This is a genomic window from Planococcus sp. A6, assembly GCF_028823615.1.
Classification (GTDB): domain Bacteria; phylum Bacillota; class Bacilli; order Bacillales_A; family Planococcaceae; genus Planococcus.
The window spans coordinates 24,890-48,297 of the sequence record NZ_JAPEHT010000007.1; the positions used below are offsets into that span (position 1 = coordinate 24,890).

General features: G+C 48.5%; 27 protein-coding genes. 4 read left to right on the forward strand and 23 right to left on the reverse strand.

The genetic code is table 11. The features are described from left to right. Position 1: 1 nt before the first annotated feature. From ON064_RS02080 to ON064_RS02160, 17 genes are all read right to left on the reverse strand, one after another. Positions 2-733, reverse strand: coding sequence for a DUF881 domain-containing protein (locus tag ON064_RS02080; RefSeq protein ID WP_407951585.1), 732 nt, complete (start codon positions 731-733; stop codon positions 2-4). Beyond that, positions 717-1,499: a cell division protein FtsQ/DivIB gene (locus tag ON064_RS02085; RefSeq protein ID WP_274623411.1), complete on the reverse strand. Its 783-nt coding sequence runs from the start codon at positions 1,497-1,499 to the stop codon at positions 717-719. Before ON064_RS02085 ends, ON064_RS02080 begins: the two co-directional genes overlap by 17 nt. 18 nt (positions 1,500-1,517) lie before the next feature. Beyond that, entirely contained in the window at positions 1,518-2,882 is a 1,365-nt protein-coding gene (gene murD, locus ON064_RS02090) for a UDP-N-acetylmuramoyl-L-alanine--D-glutamate ligase (RefSeq protein ID WP_274623412.1), read from the reverse strand. Beyond that, positions 2,883-3,851, reverse strand: coding sequence for a phospho-N-acetylmuramoyl-pentapeptide-transferase (gene mraY, locus ON064_RS02095; RefSeq protein WP_274623413.1), 969 nt, complete (start codon positions 3,849-3,851; stop codon positions 2,883-2,885). It lies immediately after the preceding gene. 36 nt (positions 3,852-3,887) lie between these two features. Continuing rightward, on the reverse strand, positions 3,888-6,203 hold the full coding sequence (locus ON064_RS02100; RefSeq protein WP_274623414.1) for a penicillin-binding protein: 2,316 nt from the start codon (positions 6,201-6,203) through the stop codon (positions 3,888-3,890). Continuing rightward, on the reverse strand, positions 6,200-6,559 hold the full coding sequence (ftsL, locus tag ON064_RS02105) for a cell division protein FtsL (protein WP_058383507.1): 360 nt from the start codon (positions 6,557-6,559) through the stop codon (positions 6,200-6,202). Before ftsL ends, ON064_RS02100 begins: the two co-directional genes overlap by 4 nt. 12 nt (positions 6,560-6,571) lie before the next feature. After that, entirely contained in the window at positions 6,572-7,510 is a 939-nt protein-coding gene (gene rsmH / locus ON064_RS02110) for a 16S rRNA (cytosine(1402)-N(4))-methyltransferase RsmH (RefSeq protein WP_274623415.1), read from the reverse strand. A gap of 21 nt (positions 7,511-7,531) precedes the next feature. Further along, positions 7,532-7,963 carry a division/cell wall cluster transcriptional repressor MraZ gene (gene mraZ / locus ON064_RS02115; protein ID WP_101805122.1) on the reverse strand — a complete coding sequence of 144 codons (432 nt, stop codon included), beginning with the start codon at positions 7,961-7,963 and terminating at the stop codon, positions 7,532-7,534. Between the two features lie 147 nt (positions 7,964-8,110). Next, positions 8,111-9,730, reverse strand: a complete 1,620-nt coding sequence (gene bshC, locus ON064_RS02120) for a bacillithiol biosynthesis cysteine-adding enzyme BshC (RefSeq protein WP_274623416.1) — start codon at positions 9,728-9,730, stop codon at positions 8,111-8,113. A 75-nt stretch (positions 9,731-9,805) separates the two neighbouring features. After that, the gene (locus ON064_RS02125; RefSeq protein ID WP_274623417.1) at positions 9,806-10,186 is read right to left on the reverse strand and encodes a DUF3397 family protein; all 381 of its coding nucleotides are present in this window, start codon (positions 10,184-10,186) and stop codon (positions 9,806-9,808) included. Next, positions 10,186-11,043 (reverse strand): ketopantoate reductase family protein, encoded by an 858-nt coding sequence (locus tag ON064_RS02130; RefSeq protein ID WP_274623418.1) that lies wholly within the window; start codon positions 11,041-11,043, stop codon positions 10,186-10,188. The genes ON064_RS02125 and ON064_RS02130 overlap by 1 nt, the downstream gene beginning before the upstream one ends. 93 nt (positions 11,044-11,136) lie before the next feature. Beyond that, complete coding sequence (locus ON064_RS02135) at positions 11,137-12,687, reverse strand: acyl-CoA carboxylase subunit beta (RefSeq protein WP_121297769.1); 1,551 nt, start codon at positions 12,685-12,687, stop codon at positions 11,137-11,139. Between the two features lie 28 nt (positions 12,688-12,715). Further along, complete coding sequence (locus tag ON064_RS02140; protein ID WP_121297770.1) at positions 12,716-12,931, reverse strand: acyl-CoA carboxylase biotin carboxyl carrier protein subunit; 216 nt, start codon at positions 12,929-12,931, stop codon at positions 12,716-12,718. Further along, positions 12,928-14,277: an acetyl-CoA carboxylase biotin carboxylase subunit gene (locus ON064_RS02145; RefSeq protein ID WP_274623419.1), complete on the reverse strand. Its 1,350-nt coding sequence runs from the start codon at positions 14,275-14,277 to the stop codon at positions 12,928-12,930. The genes ON064_RS02140 and ON064_RS02145 overlap by 4 nt, the downstream gene beginning before the upstream one ends. Positions 14,278-14,439: 162 nt before the next feature. Further along, a complete protein-coding gene (locus ON064_RS02150; protein WP_274623420.1) occupies positions 14,440-15,192 on the reverse strand; it encodes an enoyl-CoA hydratase/isomerase family protein in 753 nt (250 codons plus the stop codon). A gap of 102 nt (positions 15,193-15,294) precedes the next feature. Beyond that, the gene (rpmF, locus tag ON064_RS02155) at positions 15,295-15,471 is read right to left on the reverse strand and encodes a 50S ribosomal protein L32 (RefSeq protein ID WP_082799159.1); all 177 of its coding nucleotides are present in this window, start codon (positions 15,469-15,471) and stop codon (positions 15,295-15,297) included. A gap of 24 nt (positions 15,472-15,495) precedes the next feature. After that, on the reverse strand, positions 15,496-16,032 hold the full coding sequence (locus tag ON064_RS02160; protein WP_274623421.1) for a YceD family protein: 537 nt from the start codon (positions 16,030-16,032) through the stop codon (positions 15,496-15,498). 127 nt (positions 16,033-16,159) lie between these two features. On the opposite strand from ON064_RS02160, the gene ON064_RS02165 reads away from it, so the two are divergent. Further along, positions 16,160-17,374: a nucleotidyltransferase gene (locus ON064_RS02165; RefSeq protein WP_274623422.1), complete on the forward strand. Its 1,215-nt coding sequence runs from the start codon at positions 16,160-16,162 to the stop codon at positions 17,372-17,374. Here the strand turns inward: ON064_RS02165 and ON064_RS02170 are convergent. From ON064_RS02170 to rsmD, 3 genes are read right to left on the reverse strand one after another with little or no spacing between them, the layout of a single operon-like run. Then, positions 17,347-18,372 carry a SepM family pheromone-processing serine protease gene (locus tag ON064_RS02170; protein WP_121297775.1) on the reverse strand — a complete coding sequence of 342 codons (1,026 nt, stop codon included), beginning with the start codon at positions 18,370-18,372 and terminating at the stop codon, positions 17,347-17,349. The genes ON064_RS02165 and ON064_RS02170 overlap by 28 nt on opposite strands. 55 nt (positions 18,373-18,427) lie before the next feature. Beyond that, a complete protein-coding gene (gene coaD, locus ON064_RS02175; RefSeq protein ID WP_121297776.1) occupies positions 18,428-18,907 on the reverse strand; it encodes a pantetheine-phosphate adenylyltransferase in 480 nt (159 codons plus the stop codon). Further along, the gene (gene rsmD, locus ON064_RS02180; RefSeq protein WP_274623423.1) at positions 18,900-19,475 is read right to left on the reverse strand and encodes a 16S rRNA (guanine(966)-N(2))-methyltransferase RsmD; all 576 of its coding nucleotides are present in this window, start codon (positions 19,473-19,475) and stop codon (positions 18,900-18,902) included. Before rsmD ends, coaD begins: the two co-directional genes overlap by 8 nt. A gap of 83 nt (positions 19,476-19,558) precedes the next feature. On the opposite strand from rsmD, the gene ON064_RS02185 reads away from it, so the two are divergent. After that, a complete protein-coding gene (locus ON064_RS02185; RefSeq protein WP_274623424.1) occupies positions 19,559-19,939 on the forward strand; it encodes a DUF7147 family protein in 381 nt (126 codons plus the stop codon). Here the strand turns inward: ON064_RS02185 and ON064_RS02190 are convergent, their stop codons facing one another. After that, complete coding sequence (locus tag ON064_RS02190) at positions 19,940-20,212, reverse strand: YlbG family protein (protein WP_058383491.1); 273 nt, start codon at positions 20,210-20,212, stop codon at positions 19,940-19,942. Between the two features lie 126 nt (positions 20,213-20,338). Between ON064_RS02190 and ON064_RS02195 the strand changes: the two genes are divergently transcribed. Beyond that, positions 20,339-21,253 (forward strand): glycerophosphodiester phosphodiesterase family protein, encoded by a 915-nt coding sequence (locus ON064_RS02195; protein ID WP_274623425.1) that lies wholly within the window; start codon positions 20,339-20,341, stop codon positions 21,251-21,253. A gap of 37 nt (positions 21,254-21,290) precedes the next feature. Here ON064_RS02195 and ON064_RS02200 read toward each other — a convergent pair whose 3' ends face one another. Continuing rightward, a complete protein-coding gene (locus ON064_RS02200) occupies positions 21,291-21,737 on the reverse strand; it encodes a YlbF/YmcA family competence regulator (RefSeq protein ID WP_058383489.1) in 447 nt (148 codons plus the stop codon). A gap of 94 nt (positions 21,738-21,831) precedes the next feature. Beyond that, a complete protein-coding gene (locus tag ON064_RS02205) occupies positions 21,832-22,896 on the reverse strand; it encodes a CAP domain-containing protein (protein WP_274623426.1) in 1,065 nt (354 codons plus the stop codon). Between the two features lie 140 nt (positions 22,897-23,036). Between ON064_RS02205 and ON064_RS02210 the strand changes: the two genes are divergently transcribed. Continuing rightward, positions 23,037-23,402, forward strand: a complete 366-nt coding sequence (locus tag ON064_RS02210) for a YugN family protein (RefSeq protein ID WP_101190595.1) — start codon at positions 23,037-23,039, stop codon at positions 23,400-23,402. The last annotated feature ends 6 nt before the right edge of the window (positions 23,403-23,408 follow it).

The following is a 23,408-nucleotide window of genomic DNA, read 5'->3' on the forward strand; positions in this document are numbered from 1 at the left end:
GTCATCCCCCTGTATCCAACTCCGACAAAAGTGCCGGCATGCGGATGGCTTGCCCTGAATCAAGCGTTACAATGATGTTATCGTTGACGAGCTGGTCCTGGACGCCGCCTGACAGCTGCATGGAGGCAGCCAATACTTCCGGACTCCCAATCGCTTCGATGGTAAAAGGCGCAGGATGCTGGATGCCATCGACTGTAATGACAGGGCCTGTACAAACTATATGGGAATTGCCGTGAATCCGCTGGCCATTCACCGCAATCGCCTCGGCTCCGGAAATATAAAGTTCGTTGATTACTTGAAACACATGGCTTTCGTGGACAATATAATCGTTCGGGTTCGCATGGTCAGCCGTGTACTCGCCGTCCTCGAGAGTCACTTTCAAGCCTTGCCCTTTAACCGGAACAAGCCCGAGGAAGCGTCTCAATTCTTCTGCTTCCCGGGCGTATGCCGTATAGTTTTCCTCGCCATCCACCACTGAGCGTTCGAATTCTTGGACGGCTTTTTGCTTGTCATCCAACTCTGCGCGTAATTCTTTATTACGCTCTTGCTGTTCGATCAATTCTTTCCGGTATTGTTCTTTTTGCTCGAAAAAGCTGGCTCCCGTAAAATCATTTTCCGCTTCCCGCTGGTTCGATAAACTATAGGAATAGGCCATGATAAACCCGAGAACTAAGAAAACGAGCGAGAAGATGATCGACTTGCTGATGCTTTTGCGGTCATTGTTCTTCGACATTTTCAAGTTCCTCACCCGCTTCCGCTAATCCGAACACATCGTTATAGGAACGGAAATAGATGCCCACTTCCATGTCGATGATGCCTTTGCGGTCTTCTAATTGGGCGGTAACAGACGGATAGTAATTAATTTTCTCCGCTAGCGTCGATAAAATCGCCTTGATTTCGTTTCCGTCATTCATATAGATTGTGATGTAATCCGCACGTTCCTGTTCTGTATCCAAAATAACTTGCGAGATGAGGTTCTGCACTTCCGGGTCGGTTTTGACCAATTGTTCAATCAGCGCTTCCCGTTTCGCTTCATCTTCGAAATTTGAAAAGATCGGTCCTTCCACAACGCTGATCGGCTGGTTGAGCACGACGCCATTCGACAAGACCACTTGATAGCTATTGCCTTGGTCCAAATACCCCATCTCGACAAATTCCTCGATTTCGATTTCAACAGAGCTCAGCCATTTCTTTTCGACAGTTGCCGATTCAACCCATTCTAGCGATTCGATTTCTTGTTCGATCTCCCCGCTATCAAATGACCACATCGAATCCCCCACAGCCAAAGTGCTGGCCTGCTTATAACTCTCGCCATCGAACAATTCAGCACCTGTGACTTTAATGTCGCGGATTTCGCTGTAAGTGGACTGGCTGTATAAAAGAATGAACAGCAACGAAACGAAAACGGTCAATAAAGCCGCAAACTTGCGGTTCGACCTTTTTCTGCGCCGCTCCCGGAGCGTTGGTATGCGTTCTTCGATGTCTATAACTTTGTCCATATCCGCCGCTCCTTCGCCTTATTCGTTCGCTTCTGTATATTTCCGTACCGCTTCGATGAACGCATCGCCACGGACTTCAAAACTTTCGTATTGATCCCAGCTCGCACAAGCAGGAGACAATAGGATTGTATCCTCCGCCGAGGAATGGCTGACCGCCTTTTCGACCGCGTCGTCCATCAATCCGGCTTTGATGACCGTCGGGACATGGCAGCTTTCTGCAAATTCAGCAAAACGGTCTGCCGTCTCGCCGAAAGTGACGAGCACTTTCACGCGGTCCATATAGGGACGCAATTCTTCTAGGGAATGCTGGCGCTCCAGTCCCCCCGCAAGCAAAATGATGTTGTCGTTGAAAGCTTCCAGCGCACTCTTGGTGGCAAGTTCATTCGTTGCCTTCGAATCGTTATAGAACCGTCTTCCTTGCCAATCCCCAACGAATTGGGAACGGTGCTTAACCCCAGTGAAAGAAGTCAATACGCGGATGATGGTTTCTTTCGTTCCTCCTGAAAGAAGCATTGCCGCAGTGGCGGACAAAATGTTCTCAAGATTATGCTCACCTGCCAGCATGATCCGCTTGCGTTCGATCAGCGGTTCGCCTTGCCAATAAATATAGTCGCTGTCTGCGCTGATGCTTTCTTCGGTGCGGCCTTTCAAGGTGAAAGGAATGCCTTGTGCTTTAACAGTCTTGGCATGGTCCACGAGCATTTGCTGGTCGGCATTGTAGATGAAATAATCATCAGCCGTCTGGTTTTCCGTGATTTTCTTTTTCGATCCGATATAGTCTTCCAGCGATCCATGATAATCAAGATGCGCTTCATATAAATTGGTGATAATCGAGATATGCGGGCGGAACGATTCCGTCCCCTTTAGTTGGAATGAAGAAAGTTCTGTGACAATGACGTGGTCAGCTGTCGCTTTTTCTGCCACTCCGCTTGCCACTGTGCCGATATTCCCCGCAATAAGCGGTGATTTGCCATCTTGATTGAGCATATGGAACAACAGTGTTGTTGTCGTGGTTTTGCCGTTCGACCCCGTGATGCCGATAAATGGCGCTTCGCTTATACGGTAAGCCAGCTCGATTTCGGTCCACACCGGGATGTTTTTTTCCAATGCTTTCTGGATCAGGTGGTTGCGGTAAGGAATCCCCGGATTCTTGATGACCAGCTCAAAACCTTCATCCAATAAATCTTCCGGGTGACGCCCGCAAATGACCGTGACACCCAAATTCAATAGTTCCTGGGCTTCAGGGTTTTCTTCAAAGGGCTTGGAATCATTGACCGTCACGAAAGCCCCGAGTTTATGTAAAAGGCGTGCAGCGGTAAAGCCGCTCTTCGCCAATCCGAGCACAAGCACTTTCTTTTGATGCAGTTGCGGCAAATCTTTCATTTACATGACCTCCAATAAAACGGCAATCGCAGCGCTGATGAAGCCGACACCCCAAAATACGGTGACTACTTTCCATTCAGACCAGCCGCTCAATTCAAAATGATGATGGATCGGGCTCATTTTGAATATGCGTTTTTTCCGTAGTTTAAAACTTCCGACCTGCAAAATGACCGAAGCGGTTTCAATGACGAACACCAAACCGATCAAGAGCAAGAGCAATTCCTGTTTCAATAGGATCGAAACCATGGCAAGTGCACCGCCAAGAGCCAAGGAACCTGTATCGCCCATGAATACTTTTGCCGGGTATTTGTTGAAAATGAGGAATCCGATCAGCCCGCCTGCAACAGCAAACGTGAACAAAGCAATCCCGGTTTCCTGCTGGACGATCGCCAATATGCCGAATGCAGCAAAAGCGATGGATGCCGTTCCAGCGACCAGCCCGTCAAGACCATCCGTCAAATTGACGGCGTTTGAGAAGCCGACCAACCAGAACACGATGAACAAGACATATACCCAACCAAGTTCGATGGATACATCCGTAAAAGGAATACCTAGTGCGGTATCAAAGCCGTTAGAGCGTAGCAAAAAGAACGACAAAACGGCAATGACAATTTGCGCCAGCAATTTCTGCAGTGACGTCAGCCCAAGATTGCGCTTGAGCACCACTTTGATAAAGTCATCCAAAAATCCGATCAATCCGTAACCGAATAAAACAATCAGCAAAATGACCACTGGCGTCGTCAATTCACCATTGAAAGCGGCGACCAATAGGACCGTAACGATGATGGAAATAAGGAATACCAATCCGCCCATCGTTGGTGTCCCTGTTTTTTTCAAATGGGATTGCGGGCCTTCCTCACGGATGCTTTGTCCGAATTTCATGCGTTTCAATAGTGGGATGAATACTGGCATCAATGCGACGGTCATGATCAATGCAATCCCAAATCCAAATATATTTATACCTTCCATAATAGAGCTCCTTTAAAGACGAGTACACTCGTTCATTTATTCATTATTCACAGGTTGTTCCGTTTGTTCTTCTATTGGTTCTGTTGGTTCTTCAGTGATGGGTTCTGTTGTAGTTTCAGTGGCTTCCTGGCTTTCTGTTTCAGCTTGTTCAGTCTCAGGCTCCTGCGCTTCTTCAGCGTTCAGCGATTGCTCCGGATAAAATATTTCCGGCGGCTGCAATTCGATGATTACCGATTCGCCTTTATCCGGTACTGCTCCTTTTGCCACACTTTGCGTCATGGCAAAACCTTGGCCTGCAATTTCAAGCGGCAATCCGCTGAGCGCCTGGAACGCCAACAGTTCCCGCTTCGACCAGCCCGTGAAATCTGGAATGGCCGTGGTACCGCCAGTTCTCAAAATGATATTTTCACCAGCCACCAATTTCTCGCCGGCTGCTGGATATTGATCACTTATTTGAGAATTATCACCAGCGACAATCGGGTTCAACCCCTTGGCTTTCAGCTGAGAAACCGCTTCTTCCATAGGAAGCCCTTTATAGTCTTCAATTTCAACAGTCTTTGCTTCCACTGAATTCTCAGGTGCGATGTTCAAATACTTCAATCCGTTTTCCATGACAGACGTGAAAATTTTGGATACCGGGACAGAACCGTATTCATCTGCAGGCAATTGAGGCTGCTGCACGCCAATGTAAATCAATAGTTCCGGATCATCTGCCGGGGCCATTCCGAGGAATGAGAACAAATAATTGTTCGAGCCCGTCATATACCGTCCGTCTTCTCCAGGAACTTGTGCGGTACCGGTCTTCCCTGCTACAGAATAATCTTGCAATGCGAAGCCTTGTGCAGAGCCGACTTCCGAGGTGACAGTGGAAGCCATGATTTCACGGACTTTTTTCGCCGTTTCTGCTGAAATCGGCGTACCGGCTTCTTGTGGTTCAGATTTCACAGTTACATCGCCTGTATCAGGATTCTTGATTTGATCGATAATATACGGTTTCATCATCGTGCCATCTCCAGCCAGGGCTGTTGCTGCCTGGATCATCTGAATCGGCGTAACGGTCGATCCTTGTCCATAGGAAGTGGTCAATTTATTGATCGGATATTGATCCAAGATCTTTCCTGCCGCTTCATTCGGCAAATCGATGCCGGTTTTTTCGCCGAAACCGAAGGCATCGATGTAATTCATAAAATTATCCGCACCGAGGCGCTCAAGTAAATAACCCATCGATACGTTGGAAGAACGCTGGAAGCCTTCAAGGAACGTGATGCTGCCCCAACCACGGCCGCTGTTATGGTCGCCGATTGTGCGGTCCAGCAATGTATAGGTCCCGGAATCATAATAAGCATTCGGATCCCATTTGCCTTCTTCGACAGCTGCCGCCAATGTGAATACTTTCATCGGCGAGCCAGGCTCGATTGTCAGCTCGATGCTCTCGTTTAACCAATTGTCCGATAAGCCTTCACGCGTGTTCGGGTTGAAGGTCGGGCGCTGGGACATGCCCAGGATCTCGCCGGTATCTGGATCGGCGATTACAGCGATCATACGTGCCGGGTTGTATTCTTCCTGGACGCTCGACATGGCATCTTCCAAAAAGTTCTGAAGCGTGCGGTCCAGTGTTAATTGGAGATTGGATCCGTCGATAGCGGGAGTGACGGCTTCTTGGCTATTCGGCAATAGATATCCCCATTTATCGGTATCAAACTCCATTTTACCGTTCTTGCCCGTCAGGACTTCGTCATGAATGGACTCCAAGCCCATTTTGCCTTTGGTCTTCACTTGGCCATCCTCGACTTCTTCTTTCATGGCGAAGCCGATTAGATGGGAAGCAAACACACCGTTCGGGTAAAGGCGTTTAAGGTCCTTCACGAATAATAAGCCCGGCAAATCTTTTTCCTTCATCTCAAGCATCTGTGTGTGGCTGATTTCGCGTCCAGCTGCGCCGAACTCCACCTGGTAACGGTCTTTTTCGATTCCTTTTTCCAGAATGCTGACTAACTCTTCTTTCGGCGTCCCCAATTGCTCAGAGAGGTACGCTGCCGTTTCTTCGGCATCGATAACGTGATTCGGTTCTTTTGGATTCGTCGTTACCGATTCATCCAGCACCGCCACTAATTTATACGTCAATGTATCTTCTGCAATGACTTCGCCGTTGCGGTCCAAAATCTTCCCGCGTTCTGCGGTCAATACTTCTTCCTGGCTGTATTTGGCAGCTGCTCTCGCAGCCAACTCCTGACCTTCCACTTTGCCCGTCGCTTGAATTGTGATTATTCTGGCCATTAAAAGGAAAAAGAGCCCTGCAAATAGTAAAAATAGCAGAAAGGCTCCTCCTTGAAAACGAAATTTTTTCTTCATTGTCCCGGCACTACCTTTACATTTCGCTCATTTAATTTTAAGCCGTAATCCTTTGCTTTCGACCAAATGCGCTCATATGAAGACAGTTCACTTACTTGCACGGACAAATCGGTATTTTGTTTCGTCGTTTCATTGATTGAATTTTCAATTGTCTGGATTTCCTGCGTGGAAGCTTGGATTGTCGACTGATTTTGCAAGACGAGCAATGCGCACATGATGCAGACAGCCAGGAAAGCTGTATAAAGGATTTTCTCGCCCTTCGTAATGCGTTTTTTCTTTTTTGCCGGCTGTCTATTCGGACTTTGCGGAACGGCCGGCTGCTGGATGTAGGTTTGGGTTCTCGCATTCAACGCCATTTAAACACGTCCTTAGAGTTTGATTTTCTCCGCAATCCGCAACTTGGCGGAACGCGACCGATTATTATGCGCCAATTCTTCTTCTGATGGCAATATTGGTTTTCGAGTGATTAATTTCAATTTCGGTTCAAGACCGTCCGGGATGACCGGCAAGTTAGGCGGCAGTTCCGGAAGTGATGAAGCTTCCTTGAATAATGCCTTTGTCAAGCGGTCTTCGAGCGAATGGAAAGTGATGACGCTGATTCTTCCGCCAATAGCGAGCATGTCGATCGCATCCTGCAAAGAAGTCTCAGCGGCCCCAAGCTCATCGTTCACCGCGATGCGGATCGCCTGGAATACGCGTTTTGCCGGATGCCCGCCTTTACGCCTCGCTGGCGCCGGAATGCCGTCTTTGATGCATTCGACCAGTTGCGCTGTCGTTTCGATTGGTTGTTTTTCTCTCGCAGCTTCGATTTTACGTGCAATCTGTTTGGAGAATTTTTCTTCTCCATAACGGTAGAAAATGCGCACCAAATCTTCGAAGCGCCATTCGTTCACGACATGGTAAGCGCTCAGTTCCGCACTTTGGTCCATGCGCATATCGAGTGGGGCGTCATGATGATAGCTGAATCCGCGTTCCGGCGTATCGAGCTGCGGCGACGAAACGCCCAGGTCATATAAGATGCCGTCCACGTGCTCGATTCCGCGTTGTTCTAATTCTTCTTTTAAATACTTGAAGTTTGCATGGATAAAAGTGATCTTATGTAAATGGTCTTTCAGTTTTTCTTTTGCATGTTCGATTGCTGTTACATCCTGATCAAAGCAGTACAGATGTCCCTGATCGGATAGCTGCTGGGCCAAATATTCGCTATGGCCGGCACCGCCGAGTGTACAATCTACATATATGCCATCAGGACGAATGTTCAGCCCATCGACAGTTTCATGCAGCAAAACTGTAGTGTGATTGAACAACCCAGTCCCCCCGTTCGTTAATTAAAAATCAAAGTCAGTTAAGTTTTCGGCAATTTCATTAAAGGATTCTTCGGATTCTTCGAAATACGCTTCCCATGCATCTTTCGCCCATATCTCAAAGCGGTTGGAGACGCCGAGAATGACGCACTCTTTTTCGATTTTGGCATATGACAAAAGGTTGGCAGGTATATTGACGCGCCCCTGCTTATCAAGTTCCACTTCCTGGGCCCCTGAGAAGAAAAAACGGGTGAATGCGCGTGCATCTTTTTTCGTAACTGGCATTTCTTTTAATTTTTCTTCAATTTTATTCCATTCATTCATCGGATAACCAAATAAGCACTGATCCAGGCCTCTGGTGATCACAAAATGCTCACCAAGCAGTTCACGGTATTTTGCAGGAACGATTAATCTGCCCTTAGCATCAACATTGTGTTGAAATTCGCCCATGAACATGCCTTTCACCCCACTTATTATAATTAATGTACCACATTCCCCCACATGCCACCACTTGTTTTTGAAATATTTCACTATTGTTACAGCATTTCATCTCAAAGAGTTTACTTCACATAAAAAAAGCCTGCATATGCAGGCTTTTCCAAGTTAAAGAATGACAATTTTGTGGGTGTTATCGTATTTCATTGGCATCGCCAATAGGTCTTCCACTAAAGCTTTGCCATACTGGTTCAAATAAGGGACCGGGTTATATATCCGCTCCTGCAACCCTGATTCTGGCAAGAGGGCATTTTCGATCGTTGCAAGTTGATTGAACTGGGTGCTGTTCTGGATCGCCACTTCATCTTGCAGTTTGTGTTTCAAGAAGTCGAGCTGAGCCAAGTGGATGCGCAAGTTCTTCTCAGCCAAAGGCGTAAGCCCGGCACTAACCGCTGTAAAACGGCCGATCAGTTCTTCGTACTCTTTCGCCAAGCCTTGTTTGACTTCTTCAATTTTCGCTTCCGTTTCTTCGTCTCTTATATGATCGAAGAGTTCATTGCGCAATTGGGGGATTTTCCGCTCCACGACAACCTCTTCAAAACTCAAGTTCCGCTTCTCCAAAAGTGCTGCAGTCCGGCGGTCGACCAAGCTGACACTGAGCCTTGGCATGACAATCGGCATCTCCATTCCCATGATTTCGAATGCGCCTTTTAACGCCGCCCAATAGGCGATCTCGCCTGGCCCGCCGACAAAAGCGAGCACCGGAAAGACGAGATCCTGCATCAACGGCCGTGTTACGACATTATTGCTGAGACGCTGGGGTTCGTTCTTGGCAATCTCCAAGAGTTCCTGTTCCGTATAGCTGATTGCCGTATTCTTGACGGCAAAACGGCTACCATCACGCTCGAGCAATAGGCGTTCGCCTTCGATCGTGATGAAGAGATGCGCCGCTTCCTCTTTGGCATCGATCCCTGCTGTATAGCCTTCCTTTTGAAGCGCCGTTTCGGTTTCTACGACTGTTTTCGCTATTGCTTCGCTATTTCCGATGATCTGTGAGAAAAAGCTTGATTCATAGGCGCGCAATTGCTCATAGGCTGCGTCGATATAAAGCAAGCCTTCCTGGTTGAAGAAATGATTGAGCAAACTTGCGAAAAATGCGGTAAATGTATCGGCTTTCTCGAGATGGCCAAACACTAAGGAATGGATCTCCTTCGTATGCACGGTCTCGGGCAGGCTGCGGAAATATTCTTCCAAAAACGCCTCGATTTCTTCTGCTTTAAGCGGTGCGTGTGAAGCAGCGCATTTCCCAAGTTTGGCATGCGGGTAATTCAGCTTTTCGACACGTCCGTTCGTTTCCCGGTAAACATGGCAAATCTCAGCCAAGTCATGATCTTCCCCGGCGATCCAAAATACCGGCACGACCGGTGTATCTAGCTTTTCAGAAGCTTCTTTCGCCAATAAAATCGCAGAAATCGCTTTGTGCACCGTATACAAAGGACCGGTCAATAACCCGGCCTGCTGGCCTGTCACGACGACCGATGCGCCTTTTTCGAAACGCTCAAGATTTTGCCTTGCCGCTTCAGAGATTCCGAAAGGTTCCATATAACTTGCGATGATGGACACCAGCTTTTCGCGATCGACCGGATGGTTTTCAAGAGTTGCAAGCCTTTTGTGGGCTTGTGCCAAGGAAGGCTTATAGGTAAAGTATCGCAAAATCTTTTGTTCTTCGTTCGTATAATCAGCCATCAGTTTGGAGGATGGCGGTATGTATTTCTCCTCTAATTTCATGAAGTTGAATCCCCTTTTCGCTTTACATTCAAAGACTACTATAACAAAAGGAGGATTGCTTGAGAAAAAATCCGCCTAGCGGAATGATTGGACTGCTAAAAAGATAAGTCCGGCAAGCCAAGTGACTGCATAAATGGCAGACAAAGCCAAAAAACAAATGCGCCAAACTTTGCGCAGGAACTTGATCACTTCGAGTTCTTTTTGAGTCTTCCATTCACGGATCAGCAGAAAAATCGCAAACAGTAAAGCTGCCATGAGGATAAAAGGCTGAACTTCGAAGCCAAACAGCAATTCAATCGATGCCGGCACTGAAAAGAACAACAGAAAAGCAGTGACATCAGCCGCGATGCCGAGCGCTTTGCGTTTTTGTGATTTATAGGTCAATGCGTAAACAAATAAAAACAAGATAAACGGAACGTAAAGCAGCACGTTCCCGGCAGTAGATATCCATTCCATCAGTTTTCCTCAACAGTCTTCAATAAGTGGTAGAACGCTTTGAACAAAGGCAAATCCAATTTCGAAACCTGCAGGATGTACAGCATCAGCCCATCCACATCCATCGGGTCACCGGCCATTCGGTCTGCAAGCATGGAAGATATTTCTTCCGGGCGTGACGCGCAATAAGCAGCGACACGTTCGATTGGCTGCAAGCTTTCGATTTCCGGAAATGCTAAATACAATTCGTTATACAGATTGCGGAACAGTTCGTAGGCATTCGGATCGGTAATCAAACGTCCTTTTTCGATTTTCATCAGCGCCGTCAACGGATTGATGAGGCTGTCTCTCAACAGCTGTTCGAACAACCGGCTCTCGATATCCTCTGTCCACTGCACCGTCATGTGGCCCACATTCTTGAGCGCTTCGAATTGAGCCGGCTCGCCTTTTATTAGACCAAGGCTAAGCTGAGGCGTTTTCGAGTAATTAATTTCGTGTGCATTGATTTTGACTGCATCACAATCCAATGTAGCAGCCGCGATTTGGCGATGCGCCAATAAACGGGCTTTTTCTATATACAGCATACCTTGCTGGACAAACACGAGCGGATTGCTCGGCCGGCGAATTTTCAGCAGCCTCAATATAGGTAGCAGTTCATCTGAATGAACCGTAATAAATATATAAGCATCCGGGTCCACCTGTTCAAAATCATTATAAACGGCGATTTGCTGTTGTTCTGTTCCATAAACGAGGCCATGCGCGTTAAGTTCAGCGGCTTGTTCTTCATTCGTGATGATCAGCTGCACATCGCCTTCTTTTTTCAATAGATGTGCCAGCAGCAATGCCTGGGCGTTTCCGCCAATAATTGCGAATTTCATGGAAACCCCTCCTTTTTTCAGAGCAATCGTAGGTAGCAAACGGTCCCTTGTCTTGGGCGTCTGCTAAAAAAGAGACTCCACGTCTATTACTCATTATACAGGAATGATCGGATGTTTTCGATATGGCAAAGGCAAATCTTTCGTCGCATAAATCGACAAGCGCTTGGACAGTTCCTCGCGAAGTGCATATGGCGCGACGATTTCATCGACAATGAGCTCTGATGCCAAGCGGTAAATATTAATTTCTTCTTTATATTCCTGATGTTTTTGCTGGACATAGGCCAGGCGTTCTTTCGGGTCTTCAATCGCTTCGATCTTGTTGGAGTATACTGCGTTGACTGCCGCTTCAGGGCCCATGACGGCAATTTGCGCTGTCGGAAGCGCAATGCACACGTCCGGCTCAAAGGCAGGACCCGCCATCGCGTACAAACCAGCGCCGTAAGCTTTGCGCACGACGACTGAGATCTTCGGCACAGTAGCTGCACTCATCGCAGAGATGAACTTGGCGCCGTGGCGGATGATGCCTGCGCGCTCCACTTTCGTGCCGATCATAAATCCAGGCACATCGGCCAAGAACAAGAGCGGAATCGAGAAGGCATCGCATAGATTGATGAACTTGGCGCCTTTGTCGGCAGAATCACCGAACAATACGCCGCCTTTTACTTTCGGCTGGTTGGCGATGATGCCAACTGCTTGCCCGTCGATGCGCGCAAGGCCGGTAATCAATTCCGGCGCGAACAGCTTCTTGATATCGAAGAAGCTATCTTCATCGATCAATTGGTCGATCAATTCATACATATCGAATGGTGCGTTCTGATTTTCTGGAATGATCTCTTCCAGGCTGCGGCCAGCTTTTTTCGCTTTCGCTTCGAGCACTTCAGGCTTGCCGGCAAAATTCGCCGGGAAAAATGCCATGTAGCGGCGCGCTTCTGAAATCGCTTCTTCTTCAGTGGATACGAGAACATCGCCGACACCGCTTACGGTACAGTGCATGCGGGCGCCGCCCATTTCCTCGAGCGATACTTTTTCGCCGATGACTTTTTCGGCCATGCGAGGCGACCCCAAGTACATCGAAGCATTTCCTTCAACCATGATGACGATATCGCAAAACGCAGGGATATACGCCCCACCAGCTGCAGACGGGCCGAACAATAAGCAAACTTGCGGCACCATTCCGGACATGCGTACTTGGTTGTGGAAAATACGGCCTGCGCCGCGGCGGTTCGGGAACATCTCCAATTGATCGGTGATGCGGGCGCCTGCAGAGTCGACCAAATAGAGCATCGGCACTTGCATCTTTTCAGCCGTTTCCTGGATGCGGATGATTTTCTCTACAGTCCGTGATCCCCACGATCCGGCTTTAACGGTCGAATCGTTCGCCATGACGCAAACGGTTTCGCCGTTCACTTTGCCGATTGCCGTGACGACGCCATCTGCCGGAAGATCGCCCGCTTCCACATTCGCGAAACGGCCGTCTTCAATGTAGTCACCGTCATCAAAAAGTAGATTCAATCGGTCTCTGACAAATAGTTTATTGCTTTCTTTCAATTTCTCGTGGTATTTCTCTTGCCCGCCCGCGAAAATCTTGGAAAGCTTTTCTTCGAGCCGTGTATTATATCCCGTTGTTTCAGTCGTTTTCGTCATTTCTTCCACCCCTTTGGATTCAAATGCCTTATTCGCCGAGCGTCACCAATGTGTCCCCTTCGTTGACAAAGCTGCCAACTTCCACATCGACTTTTTCAACGTTTCCGCCGAATTCCGCTTCTACCGGAATCTCCATTTTCATTGATTCAAGAGTCATGACGGTTTGTCCCGCAGATACGGAATCCCCTTCGGATACTGCAATGTTCAAGACCGTTCCGGCCATAGATGCTGTTAGTTGTTTCATACTGTTTTTTCCTCCTTTTGTTGTGTAAGCCACTGAGCCAATACAGCGGTCGCATAATTTCCTTCTATAAATGGTTTCGATTCAATGAATTGGTCGAAGAGCGGCAAATTGGTCTTCACGCCTTCAATCGCCGTTTCGTCAAAGAACTTCCTGGATTTCTCCAAGACCTTTTCTCGCGAAGCTCCTGTCAAAATCACTTTGGCGATCATCGGATCGTAAAAAGGCGTTACTTTATTGCCTTCTTCGTATCCAGTTTCAATGCGGGCGCCAGTGCCCCATTTCAAGACGGACAATGTCCCTGGTGAGGGGAAGAATGTTTTCGGGTCTTCCGCATAAATGCGGTATTCGATCGAATGGCCGTTTGTATGGATCGTATCTTGACCGGGTAAAGTTTCACCCTTGGCCACATTGATTTGCCATTCGACGAGGTCGACGCCTGTCACTTCTTCAGTAATTGGATGTTCCACTTGCAGGCGGGTGTTCATTTCCAGAAAATAGAAGTCGTTATTCTCATCAACGATGAACTCAACCGTTCCCGCATTGGTATAACCCACCGCGCGAGCCGCTTGAACGGCTGCTTCGCACAACTTGGTTCTGGCGGATTCCGGCAAATCCGGTGACGGCGATTCTTCAATGACTTTTTGGTTGCGGCGCTGCACAGAGCAATTGCGTTCGTACAAGTGGACAATATTGCCTGACTCATCGCCGAAAATCTGTACTTCGATATGGCGTGCATTGGCAATGAATTTCTCCAAATAAACGATATCGTTCCCGAAGTACGCTTTAGCACGATTTTTCACCGAATCAAACTGCTGAGTGAGCGCTTGCTCATTTTCACACAGCACCATGCCGATGCCACCTCCGCCCGCACTCGCCTTGAGCATCAGCGGATAACCGATCGCTTTCGCTTCCGAGACAGCCGCATCAATGTCTGACACCCCTTCAGCTGTCCCTGGCACTACTGGCACCCCGGCTTGTTTCATCGTGTGCCGAGAGCCGAGCTTATCGCCCATCGTATCAATGACTTCAGGTTTTGGGCCGATAAAGATTAGCCCCGCTTCTGTGACTTTGCGCGCGAAATCCGCATTTTCCGATAGCAGGCCATAGCCTGGATGGATTGCTTCAGCGTTGCGCTTTAATGCTTCTTCAATGATTTTATCTGCTTGTAAATAGGATTGCGCGACCGGATTCGGGCCGATCGCTGCCGCTTCTGTCGCTTCACTCACATATGGCAGTTCCCCATCCGCCTCGGAGTGGATCGCGACTGTTTCGATGCCGAGGCGGTCGCACGTGCGGATAATGCGCCGTGCAATTTCGCCCCGGTTGGCAATCAGGATTTTTTTCATGTATGAAATACCCCCTAAGTTTTCTCCCTTCTCTAGCATATACGAATTTTGTAAGCGATTTCAACTATTGAAAAAAATATTTTCCATAATGTTCCGTCTGTTCGGTTCTGTTACGCGGTGAAGCTGTTGTTGATCCATAAAAAATAAGCCCCCTTAGGAGCTTTATCTTTTACTTTTGTTCAGGAATCCATCCACAGCCTGATGGTGGGCCTCTTGCGCCCATAATCTAGCGCACTCGCGGATCTCCTGATCGACCCGCTGTTTCAAATTCGTTTCCTGCCATTTACGGATCGCTATCTCTTTATAAGCACGGTGTACGGACGGCAGCACTCGGTTCATTGATGCCAGGAATTGTTCGATATCCCCGTCCTCTTCGATGATGGCGCTGGCCCAGCCGTTCTCAAGCAGTTCACCTGCCGAGTAGGCACGCGCATCGCTGAGCATTTTCAGTGACGCGTCATGCTTCAAAGTTTCAAAAAGATAGGTGCCGCCTCCCCACCCGCTCGTGATGGCCAGCGTCCCTTGAATAAAGCCGCATTTGGCATGTCTCTTCACCAGCCGGTAATCGCACGCTGTCGCAATCTCACAGCCCCCGCCAACCGCAGTGCCGTTGACAAGCGCAATGACCGGGACAGGAATTGTCTTGATGCGATACAAAGCTTCGCCCATGCGGCTGAGCATCGGCCAAGCCTGCTGTTCTGTTTTCAGTTCATGAAAAACGGACAAGTCGCCGCCTGAACAAAATGCCTGCTCGCCTGTTGCCGTGATGATGACATAGCGGATGTCTTCTTCCCTGGCGCGGTTAGCGAGTTCTTCAAACCCTTCCATCACTTCGTTGTTGATGGCGTTGCGGATATGGGGCCGGTTGATCGTAAACGTCATTACCTGATTTTTTGTTTCGATTGTGTATGCCATGTTTCACTCACCTCTGGCTTTAGTTTACCTGTTTTTCGACAAATGAAAAAGGTTATCCGGAGCCATGGCCTCCAGATAACCTTTTTCTAAGCAAATACTGTTTTATTTGCTAGCTACTACTTCTTTGCCTTTGTATGATCCACATGCTTTGCAGACATGGTGAGCCAATTTACTTTCGCCACAGCTTGGGCACGCTACCATACCAGGTACGGATAGCTTGAAATGCGTACGGCGTTTTCTTTTAGCGGTTTTGGATGTTCTTCTGAACGGTACAGCCATTGGTGACACCTCCTTACAATGATTCTATTCATCTGTCTGATCGAAATACTTGGCTAAATCAGCCAGTCTTGGATCCGGTTTTGATTGTGCTTCTTCCTTCTCGGCCAGAACTTCTTCATCTGACAAATAAGACCAGTCGTTGCCGCCTTTGATGACGGTTTGTTCTGAGTCTTCCTTGAAGACCTGTATAGGGACTTCAAGGGCGATCAGCTCTTCCAATATCGGCTGAAGATTAATGACTTCAGTCGTTACCGTGTGGACATATTCGTCCTCGCCTTCTTCACGGCCTTTTTCAGACCAATCGAAGATTTCCACGGTGTCGATGCTGATCGGATATTCGACATCTTCCCAAGTTCGTGCACAGGGCAGCGTAAGCGTCCCTTCAAGATGGAGCATGCACGTCATTTGTTGCGAACCAATCGTACAGTGTCCTGTGACGTGTATAGGAGATACGGCGCGAATATCGCTATTGCGCTTTTTCGCCTCATCCAATTGAACATACTGGTCAATTGGCATCCCGTCGTTACGATACTTTTGTAGCTGTTGAATCGCTATTTTCATAAGTAATCACCTCAAGACAACAAAGTTGATTATATAATGTAGAACAAACGATGTCAAGAAAAAATCTTGTCACCATAATTCGCTCATCGTTATACTAGAACTAATCATACCAAAAGAAGGTGCTGTAATGAAAGCGACAGGAATCGTTGTTGAATATAACCCTTTCCATAATGGCCATTTGCATCACGCAGCGAAAGCAAAGGAACTGTCAGGCGCCGATGTGGTCGTTGCCGTTATGAGCGGCCAGTTCCTCCAGCGTGGCGAGCCGGCGTTTGCGGACAAGTGGACACGCACGGAAATGGCGCTGTCGGCTGGCGTCGATGTGGTCATCGAACTGCCCTATGCTTTCGCGACCGCTCAGGCATCTGAATTCGCGCGCGGCGCCATCCATTTGCTCGACGCAGCAGGATGCGATTCTTTTTGCTTTGGCAGCGAACAAGGTGAAATTGAACCGTTCTTGAACAGCCTGGAGTTGTTGAACACCAAAAGAGAGCAATACGAAACAATCATTCATGACAGGGTGCAGACCGGCATCAGCTACCCAAAAGCGTTGAACGACGCTTACTTAAGCTTAACGAGCGGCAGCGACCGTTATGCTGACTTGACCAAACCGAACAATATTCTCGGCTATCATTATATAGAAGCAGCCCATACGATCAACAGCGCGATGGCGCCACTGACGATACAGCGCATCGGTGCAGGCTATCACGATCCGCTAGAGCCTGGTGTGGCGATTGCCAGTGCCACCGGCATCCGCAATGCCTTTTTCGAAGGTGAGGAGCTCGGGGAACTAGCACTTTATTTACCGTCGAGCAGCATCCGTTTGCTCGAGCGGGTTCACGCGGAACAGCAAGGATTTGTCGACTGGCAACGGTTTTATCCCACGTTGCGCTTCACGATTTTACGCGAAGGGCCAAAAGCACTTGCGCGTTTTGCCGAAGTAACGGAAGGCATCGAAAACTTGATCCATGAGTCGGCTAAGCGCTCGGAGACCTTTGAGGTCTTCATCAGCCGCGTGAAGAGCAAACGCTTCACACGGACGCGTATACAGCGCATGTTGACCCACATCTTCACGGGGTACACGCAACAGGAAGCACAAGCGGCCAAACAGCCGGAATACATCCGCTTGCTTGGCATGACGCATAGCGGCAGGCGTTATTTGAATGAACGAAAAAAAGCCATCCCGCTCCCTGTCATCAGCCGCGCAGCGGATTTGACAGGAAACATGGGACAGCTCGATATCCGCGCATCGGCACTTTACCTTCAAGCGATCGGCGCAGACTCATTGAAAAAGGAATACACAACACCGCCTATTTACCTGGGCGATAGTTCCGACAAATAATCAAGTGCCGCATCGATATCGGTGACCGGGACGATATCCATCTCGGTGCCGATTTCTTCTGCGGTTTCCATCGCGACATCAAAATTGCTCGGCGTCCCGGATTCGCCTTCATTGTCCGGTGCGAAGAAAACGTCGATGCCGGCACGGTCTGCCGCCATGACTTTTTGGTCGATCCCGCCGATAGGCCCTACCGTCCCGTCACTTTCCATCGTGCCGGTTCCCGCGATGTCATACCCATGGGTAATGTCTTCATCCAGCAATTGGTTCAGGATTTCCAAGGTGAACATCAACCCGGCGGACGGCCCGCCGATGGTGTCGGAATCGATCGAAACATCCGGAGTCGTTTCGATTTCTTTGTCTTCCACAAACGAAATACCGATGCCCGCACGCTCAGGCTCTGTCGGCAACGGGGCCAGTGTGACCGTTTGGTTAATCGTGCGCTCATCGCGCTCGATCACCAGTTCCACTTCATCCCCCACCTTCTTGGTGCCTAAATAATCAAGGAAATCTTCCATCGAATCATAAGCTTGCCCATCGATTTCCAATAAACGGTCGCCTGGCGACAATAAACCGGCAGCCGCCCCGTCTTCCAGCACGTTTAGGATGAACACTCCGTTACTCGATACTTCATAGGGCTTCCCTGCTTCTTCAAAGGCCACTTGCAGCGCATTGACCTGTGAATCGGACATCAGCTTTAATTGCCTTACATTATATTCCTCATCGCTTTCGTGAGGGCTTCTCACTTGTTCCGGGTCGAGCACTTTATAGCCTTCCTGAAATTGCGCCATGATGTATAAAGCTGGAGTCGCATTGAACATCGTCACCGTCATCAAGCTGAGCGTGCCTGCATCATCTTCATCCCGCCCCTCCACTTCCACCAGCGGCGATAGCTCGTATGCATCGCCTGGGCGTGAAATATAGGCATCCAGCCGGTAGGAGCTGACAAACACGACGAGCGCCATCACCAGCACAAAAAACCATAGTTTTTTATTTTTCATCGCATATCCTCTCCTTTTCGTTCGAACCACAACAAAAAGCCACGTGTCACGTGACTTATTTGAACTTTTCTATTAATGCTTTTTCCACCGCTTCCGGGACCAGCCCGGAAATCTTGCCTTGATATTTCGCCACTTCTTTGACAATGCTCGAACTGAGGAAAGAATATTGGTTGTTTGACACCATGAACAAAGTCTCGATGTTTTCATTCAAGAAACGGTTCATGGACGTGATTTGCATCTCGTATTCAAAATCCGATACGGCCCGCAAGCCGCGGATGATCGCATTCGCTTCTGCTTCCACCGCGTAATCGATCAGCAAGCCGGCGAAGGAATCGACCGTCACGTTCGGAATGGTTTTGGTCACTTCGGCAATCAAAGCCATCCGCTCATCTACATCGAACAATGGATTCTTCGACGAATTGTTCATGACTACCACTTTCACTTCATCAAAAATCGATGACGCCCGTTTGACGATATCCAAATGGCCCATCGTAATCGGGTCGAAACTCCCCGGTACTACTGCAATTTTAGTCAATGCGTTCTCCCTCTTCCCCCTGGTAGCGGTAAATTGAAATGATTGTATTCCCATATAATTCCTTTTTAAACCGAACGCATCCGGCTGTTTTGTCCGGCAATTCGATGTCCCGCTCATGTTCACACACGATGATTGCCTCGTCTTCAAGCAAGCCGAATTCAGCCGCCTTCCCCATCAGTCCGTAGGCTTTTTCCATATGGTATGGAGGATCGAGGAACAGCAAGCGAGCTTTTACGCCATTTTTCTTCATCGCTTTCAATCCTCGTTCAGCATCGGCGCGGTATACTTCCGCTGATTCCGTAAACTTGGTTTTTTCCAGATTGGCCTGGATGGTCTCTACGGCTTTTTTGTCTTTATCGGTAAAAATCGCATGATCGACGCCGCGGCTCAAGGCTTCAATCCCGAGCCCGCCGCTTCCGGCAAACAAGTCCACTGCCGTTCCGCCATCAAAAAATGGGCCGATCATATTGAAGATGGATTCTTTTACTTTATCAGTCGTCGGCCTCGTCGAATTCCCGGGAACCGCTTTCAAAGGCAGGCCTTTCGCCTGTCCTGCTACTACACGCATACTATCGCCTCTTACTTTATCATTTTAGTACTGCAAATACCGCCCATAATGTTAGAATGGATTCTGGAAAGGACGTGTTTTAGATGATACAACGTTTTATCGAGCTTGGAGAAGGGTACGGCGATATATATGAACTTCGCCAATTGATGGAAAGCAATCAAGAACGGTTTATGCACGGATTCGTGTTCGTTTCAAAAACGAAAGATGGCCATCCAGTCGTTTCCGTTGCCGCTGCATTCCGGCCAGCCCAAGAAGGCAATTTCATGCCGATCTATTTATGCCGCGAAGGCGTACCGGACGGGTCAAAACGATTGGCCATGTTTGAGGACGCAGTAAAGCAATTGGGCCATGAGCCGATTCGCATGGACGTCAAGCATTCTTCACAATACGCAGACACCAAACTTTATTTCGGCCATCTCATCGCCATTCTCAGGCTCAACCATTATATTCCGCCGATGCAATGATCACAAGCCGATTTTATAATCGTATTCCTTCGCTTTATCGGGCTTGGCATTTTCATATTCCGTCTTGAGGAAAGGACGCTGGGACTCCAGCACTTTCTTGACATACGGCAGCTTGGATAGTTTTTCTTTTGTGGCTTCGATTTTGTCCTGGTCCATATAGACGACAACATATTTCAATTTGCGGGAAATAAAATGGACGTGTCCATACTTCCGCAGCGATTTTGCTTGTTTCAGCTGATGCACATAGACAATCAGACCTTGGCGATCATGCATATCTATCCCTCTTTTCTAAACTCTAGAATACCATAGGTCTAAAAAAAGCCGCAACCGAATAAACTGACAGCAAGTGAAGCGTTCCGCTATAATGTGGATACTACCAAAACAGGGGGTAATACATATATGGGTAAGAAAACGAAAATCGGACTGGCCGCAGCCGCTGTTGGCGCAGCCGCATGGGCCGGCTCTAAAGCATTTACGGAACCACAGCAACGGCCTCAAAAAGCCGTGCTCGATTACAAGCACCCGATCGTCCTCGCCCATCGCGGCGGCAGCTCGCTCGCGCCCGAACATACGATGGCGGCTTTTGACCGCGCCGCAGAACTCGGCGTGCACGGCTTTGAAATCGATATTCGCATGACCAATGACGAGGAGATCTTAGTTTTCCACGATGAATTTGTCGACCGTACTTCCGGATCAGCTGGCCGCGTAGCCGAAATGACACTCGAAGAATTGCGGGAGCTTGACCTTGGCTACCATTTCGTCGATGGCCAAGGTGAAAATTCATACCGCGGAAAAGGCGAAAAAGTCGTCCTGCTTCGTGAATTGCTGGAGAAATTCCCGCAGATGTATATCAATATCGATATCAAAGACGCACCTGATACGTATGAAGGCAGTCTGGTGCCATCGAAGCTGTGGCGCTTGATCGAATCACTTGGCGCGGAAGACCGTGTCGTCGTCACCAGCTTCTACGACGAACAAATCGACCGTTTCAATTTATACGCCCAAAACCGTGTGGCTCTTGGCGCTGGGGAAAATGAAGTGCGCAAAGCTTTCACTTCCTTCAATAGCCAGTTCGGCCATCTGTATGCACCGCGAGCGGATGTCGTGCAGATTCCGGTAAAACATTCGGTATTCCGTCTTGACTCTGCTCGGTTCATTGCCTTCCTTGACCGATTGAATGTCCCGGTTCATTATTGGGTCATCGACAACAAGGAAGCGATGGAGAAATTGATCAACTCCGGAGCCAAAGGCATCATCACCGACCGGCCTGATATCGCCATCGAATTGATTTCGGCACTAGAAGAAAAACGCTAATAAAAAAAGTGCAACCCATTGAGGTTGCACTTTTTTATTATGCGGAGCAGGAACAGCCGCCGCCTGTGCCGCAGCCGCTTCCGCACGAGGAATCCGAAGAAAAGAACGGATTGCTCGAAGGGATCTTAACGGCTTCTGACACCGAACGGCCCAGGATAAAGCTCACTTGGTCCATCAAATCCTGCAGCTCATTTTCCGCGAGCCGCAGCTCTGCTACCTTTTCATTAAGGTCCAGCCGGCGTTTATCCACGCGGATTTGCTTCATCACCCGTTTGTAGTCGGGGTGGTATTTGCCGAAGCGCTGCACTTCTTCGTACAGCTCCTTCAGCCTGGCGAAATCATGGATCTCCCTCGCCAATAGTTTATCGCTATAGACAGAGTCATAGGCATCGCGGTATTTCGCAGCCTGCTCTGATTGCAGTATCATTTCACTCAGCTCGTCCGCAGAGTCAGTTATACCGACCCATTCGTAGGTCATGATCACTTTGCATTCCTCCTCTACGCTTTCATCATATCAGATTGTTTTCCAGATTCATACACCGATTACCCCTGAAAATAACTGAAAATGAAAGCTCGCCCTATTGGCTTTCGTAGACGCCTGGATCTTGCTTCAACAGGATCTGGCTGTAATACTTGCCGAACACGCCGACGCCGACCTGGTTGTATTGTGTACTCAATAAGGTTCCCCTGTGGCTCGGGGAGTTGAACCAGCCATGCAAGGTCTCCGGTGCATCATAATAGCGTGAAGCCGTGTTGATTGCCGCCAGATCGAACGGAATATCCGCGCCTTGTAAGCGGGCTTCCAAATCCGACACTTCCATCTCTACGGAAGTGAACTCCATGCGCGCCATTTCCTCGCTCGTCTGCTCGGCTAATAAACTGATGCCGACATTTTCTTTAACTAAGGAGCGCTGATGGCGAAGCCGGTAGACATTGGTCAAATCGACCAGTTGTTTAGCGTTCGCATCATCAATCGACCGCTGCAAGGTCGACGAGGGCCTTGGCGTCACCAATAAATCGCCTGAATACATCATATCGTAAGGCTGATGGCGGATCAGCGTTTCCGCATCCATGAACCTAACCGCCTCTAATTGCTGGTCTTCAGCGTCAATATACAATTGCGCGTAGAGGTCTTCAAAACTGACCAAGATCCGTTTATCCATATCCTGCTCACTTAAATTAAAAGTATACGTATTGGTTCCATATTTTACGGTCACTTCATTCTCGACAATCGTAAACCTGTACAAGTCAGCAAGCGTCTGCCCGATTGTATAAGGTTCGACATCTGTAGACTCACCAGCTGCATAAACTTGGACAACCCGCCCTTCCTTTACTCCCACCATGACGAAATTAGAATACGCGGCATCGTACACCCACCACTCATAGCCAAAAGCGGATGGCTCGATGCGGTCGGGCTGGCCATGCTCTGCCAACCAGTCTTCCGATGGCTCCCCAATGTGTACGGAAAGCCCGCTCGTTGGCCGTTCAACATCAAGCACAGATTCCGTCAAGTTATCGGCCGGTAAAGGATCTGCTGGCCGCGGTGCTTCAAGTAATTCATTTTCACTGATTGACGGGTCCAAGTAAAACAGTCCAATCAGGACAATCGCCAAGAAAATCATGATGCGTAACAAGTCCTTCACTGAATCAGCTCCTGACACCCATTTTCCCCATTATAACAGCCGCCTGCATTCTGACACAATCTAGCCATTGCATGTACCTAAAATATGATCTATTATTAAAGGAGCATTCAGTCTTTTTTTGTTATAGAGGAGGAGATCCCATGTATTTTGAAAATACAGGACTAGAGAACATCGAAGTGGATATTACATTGCTTGAAGACATCATGAACAAGCATGGCTTAACGAAAGAAGGCCAGTGGGATTATGAGCGTGTCACATACGACCGCAAATTCATCGTCCGTGAAGGCACTTATTACTTGCGCGTTTTCGCATACGCGATCGACGGAGATGTCGATGCCAACGATGCGACTGTCCGCGTCTTGAAGCCGGTCATCGGCAAGCACTACTACCCGCACGGCATTGAATATGGTGAAGACGAGCATTTCCCGGATCACCTATTGAAAACTGGCGCTGAAATTTTGGCTTCCATCAAAAAAGAAATTTCCGAGTTCGAAATCAAAGCGTAAAATTTC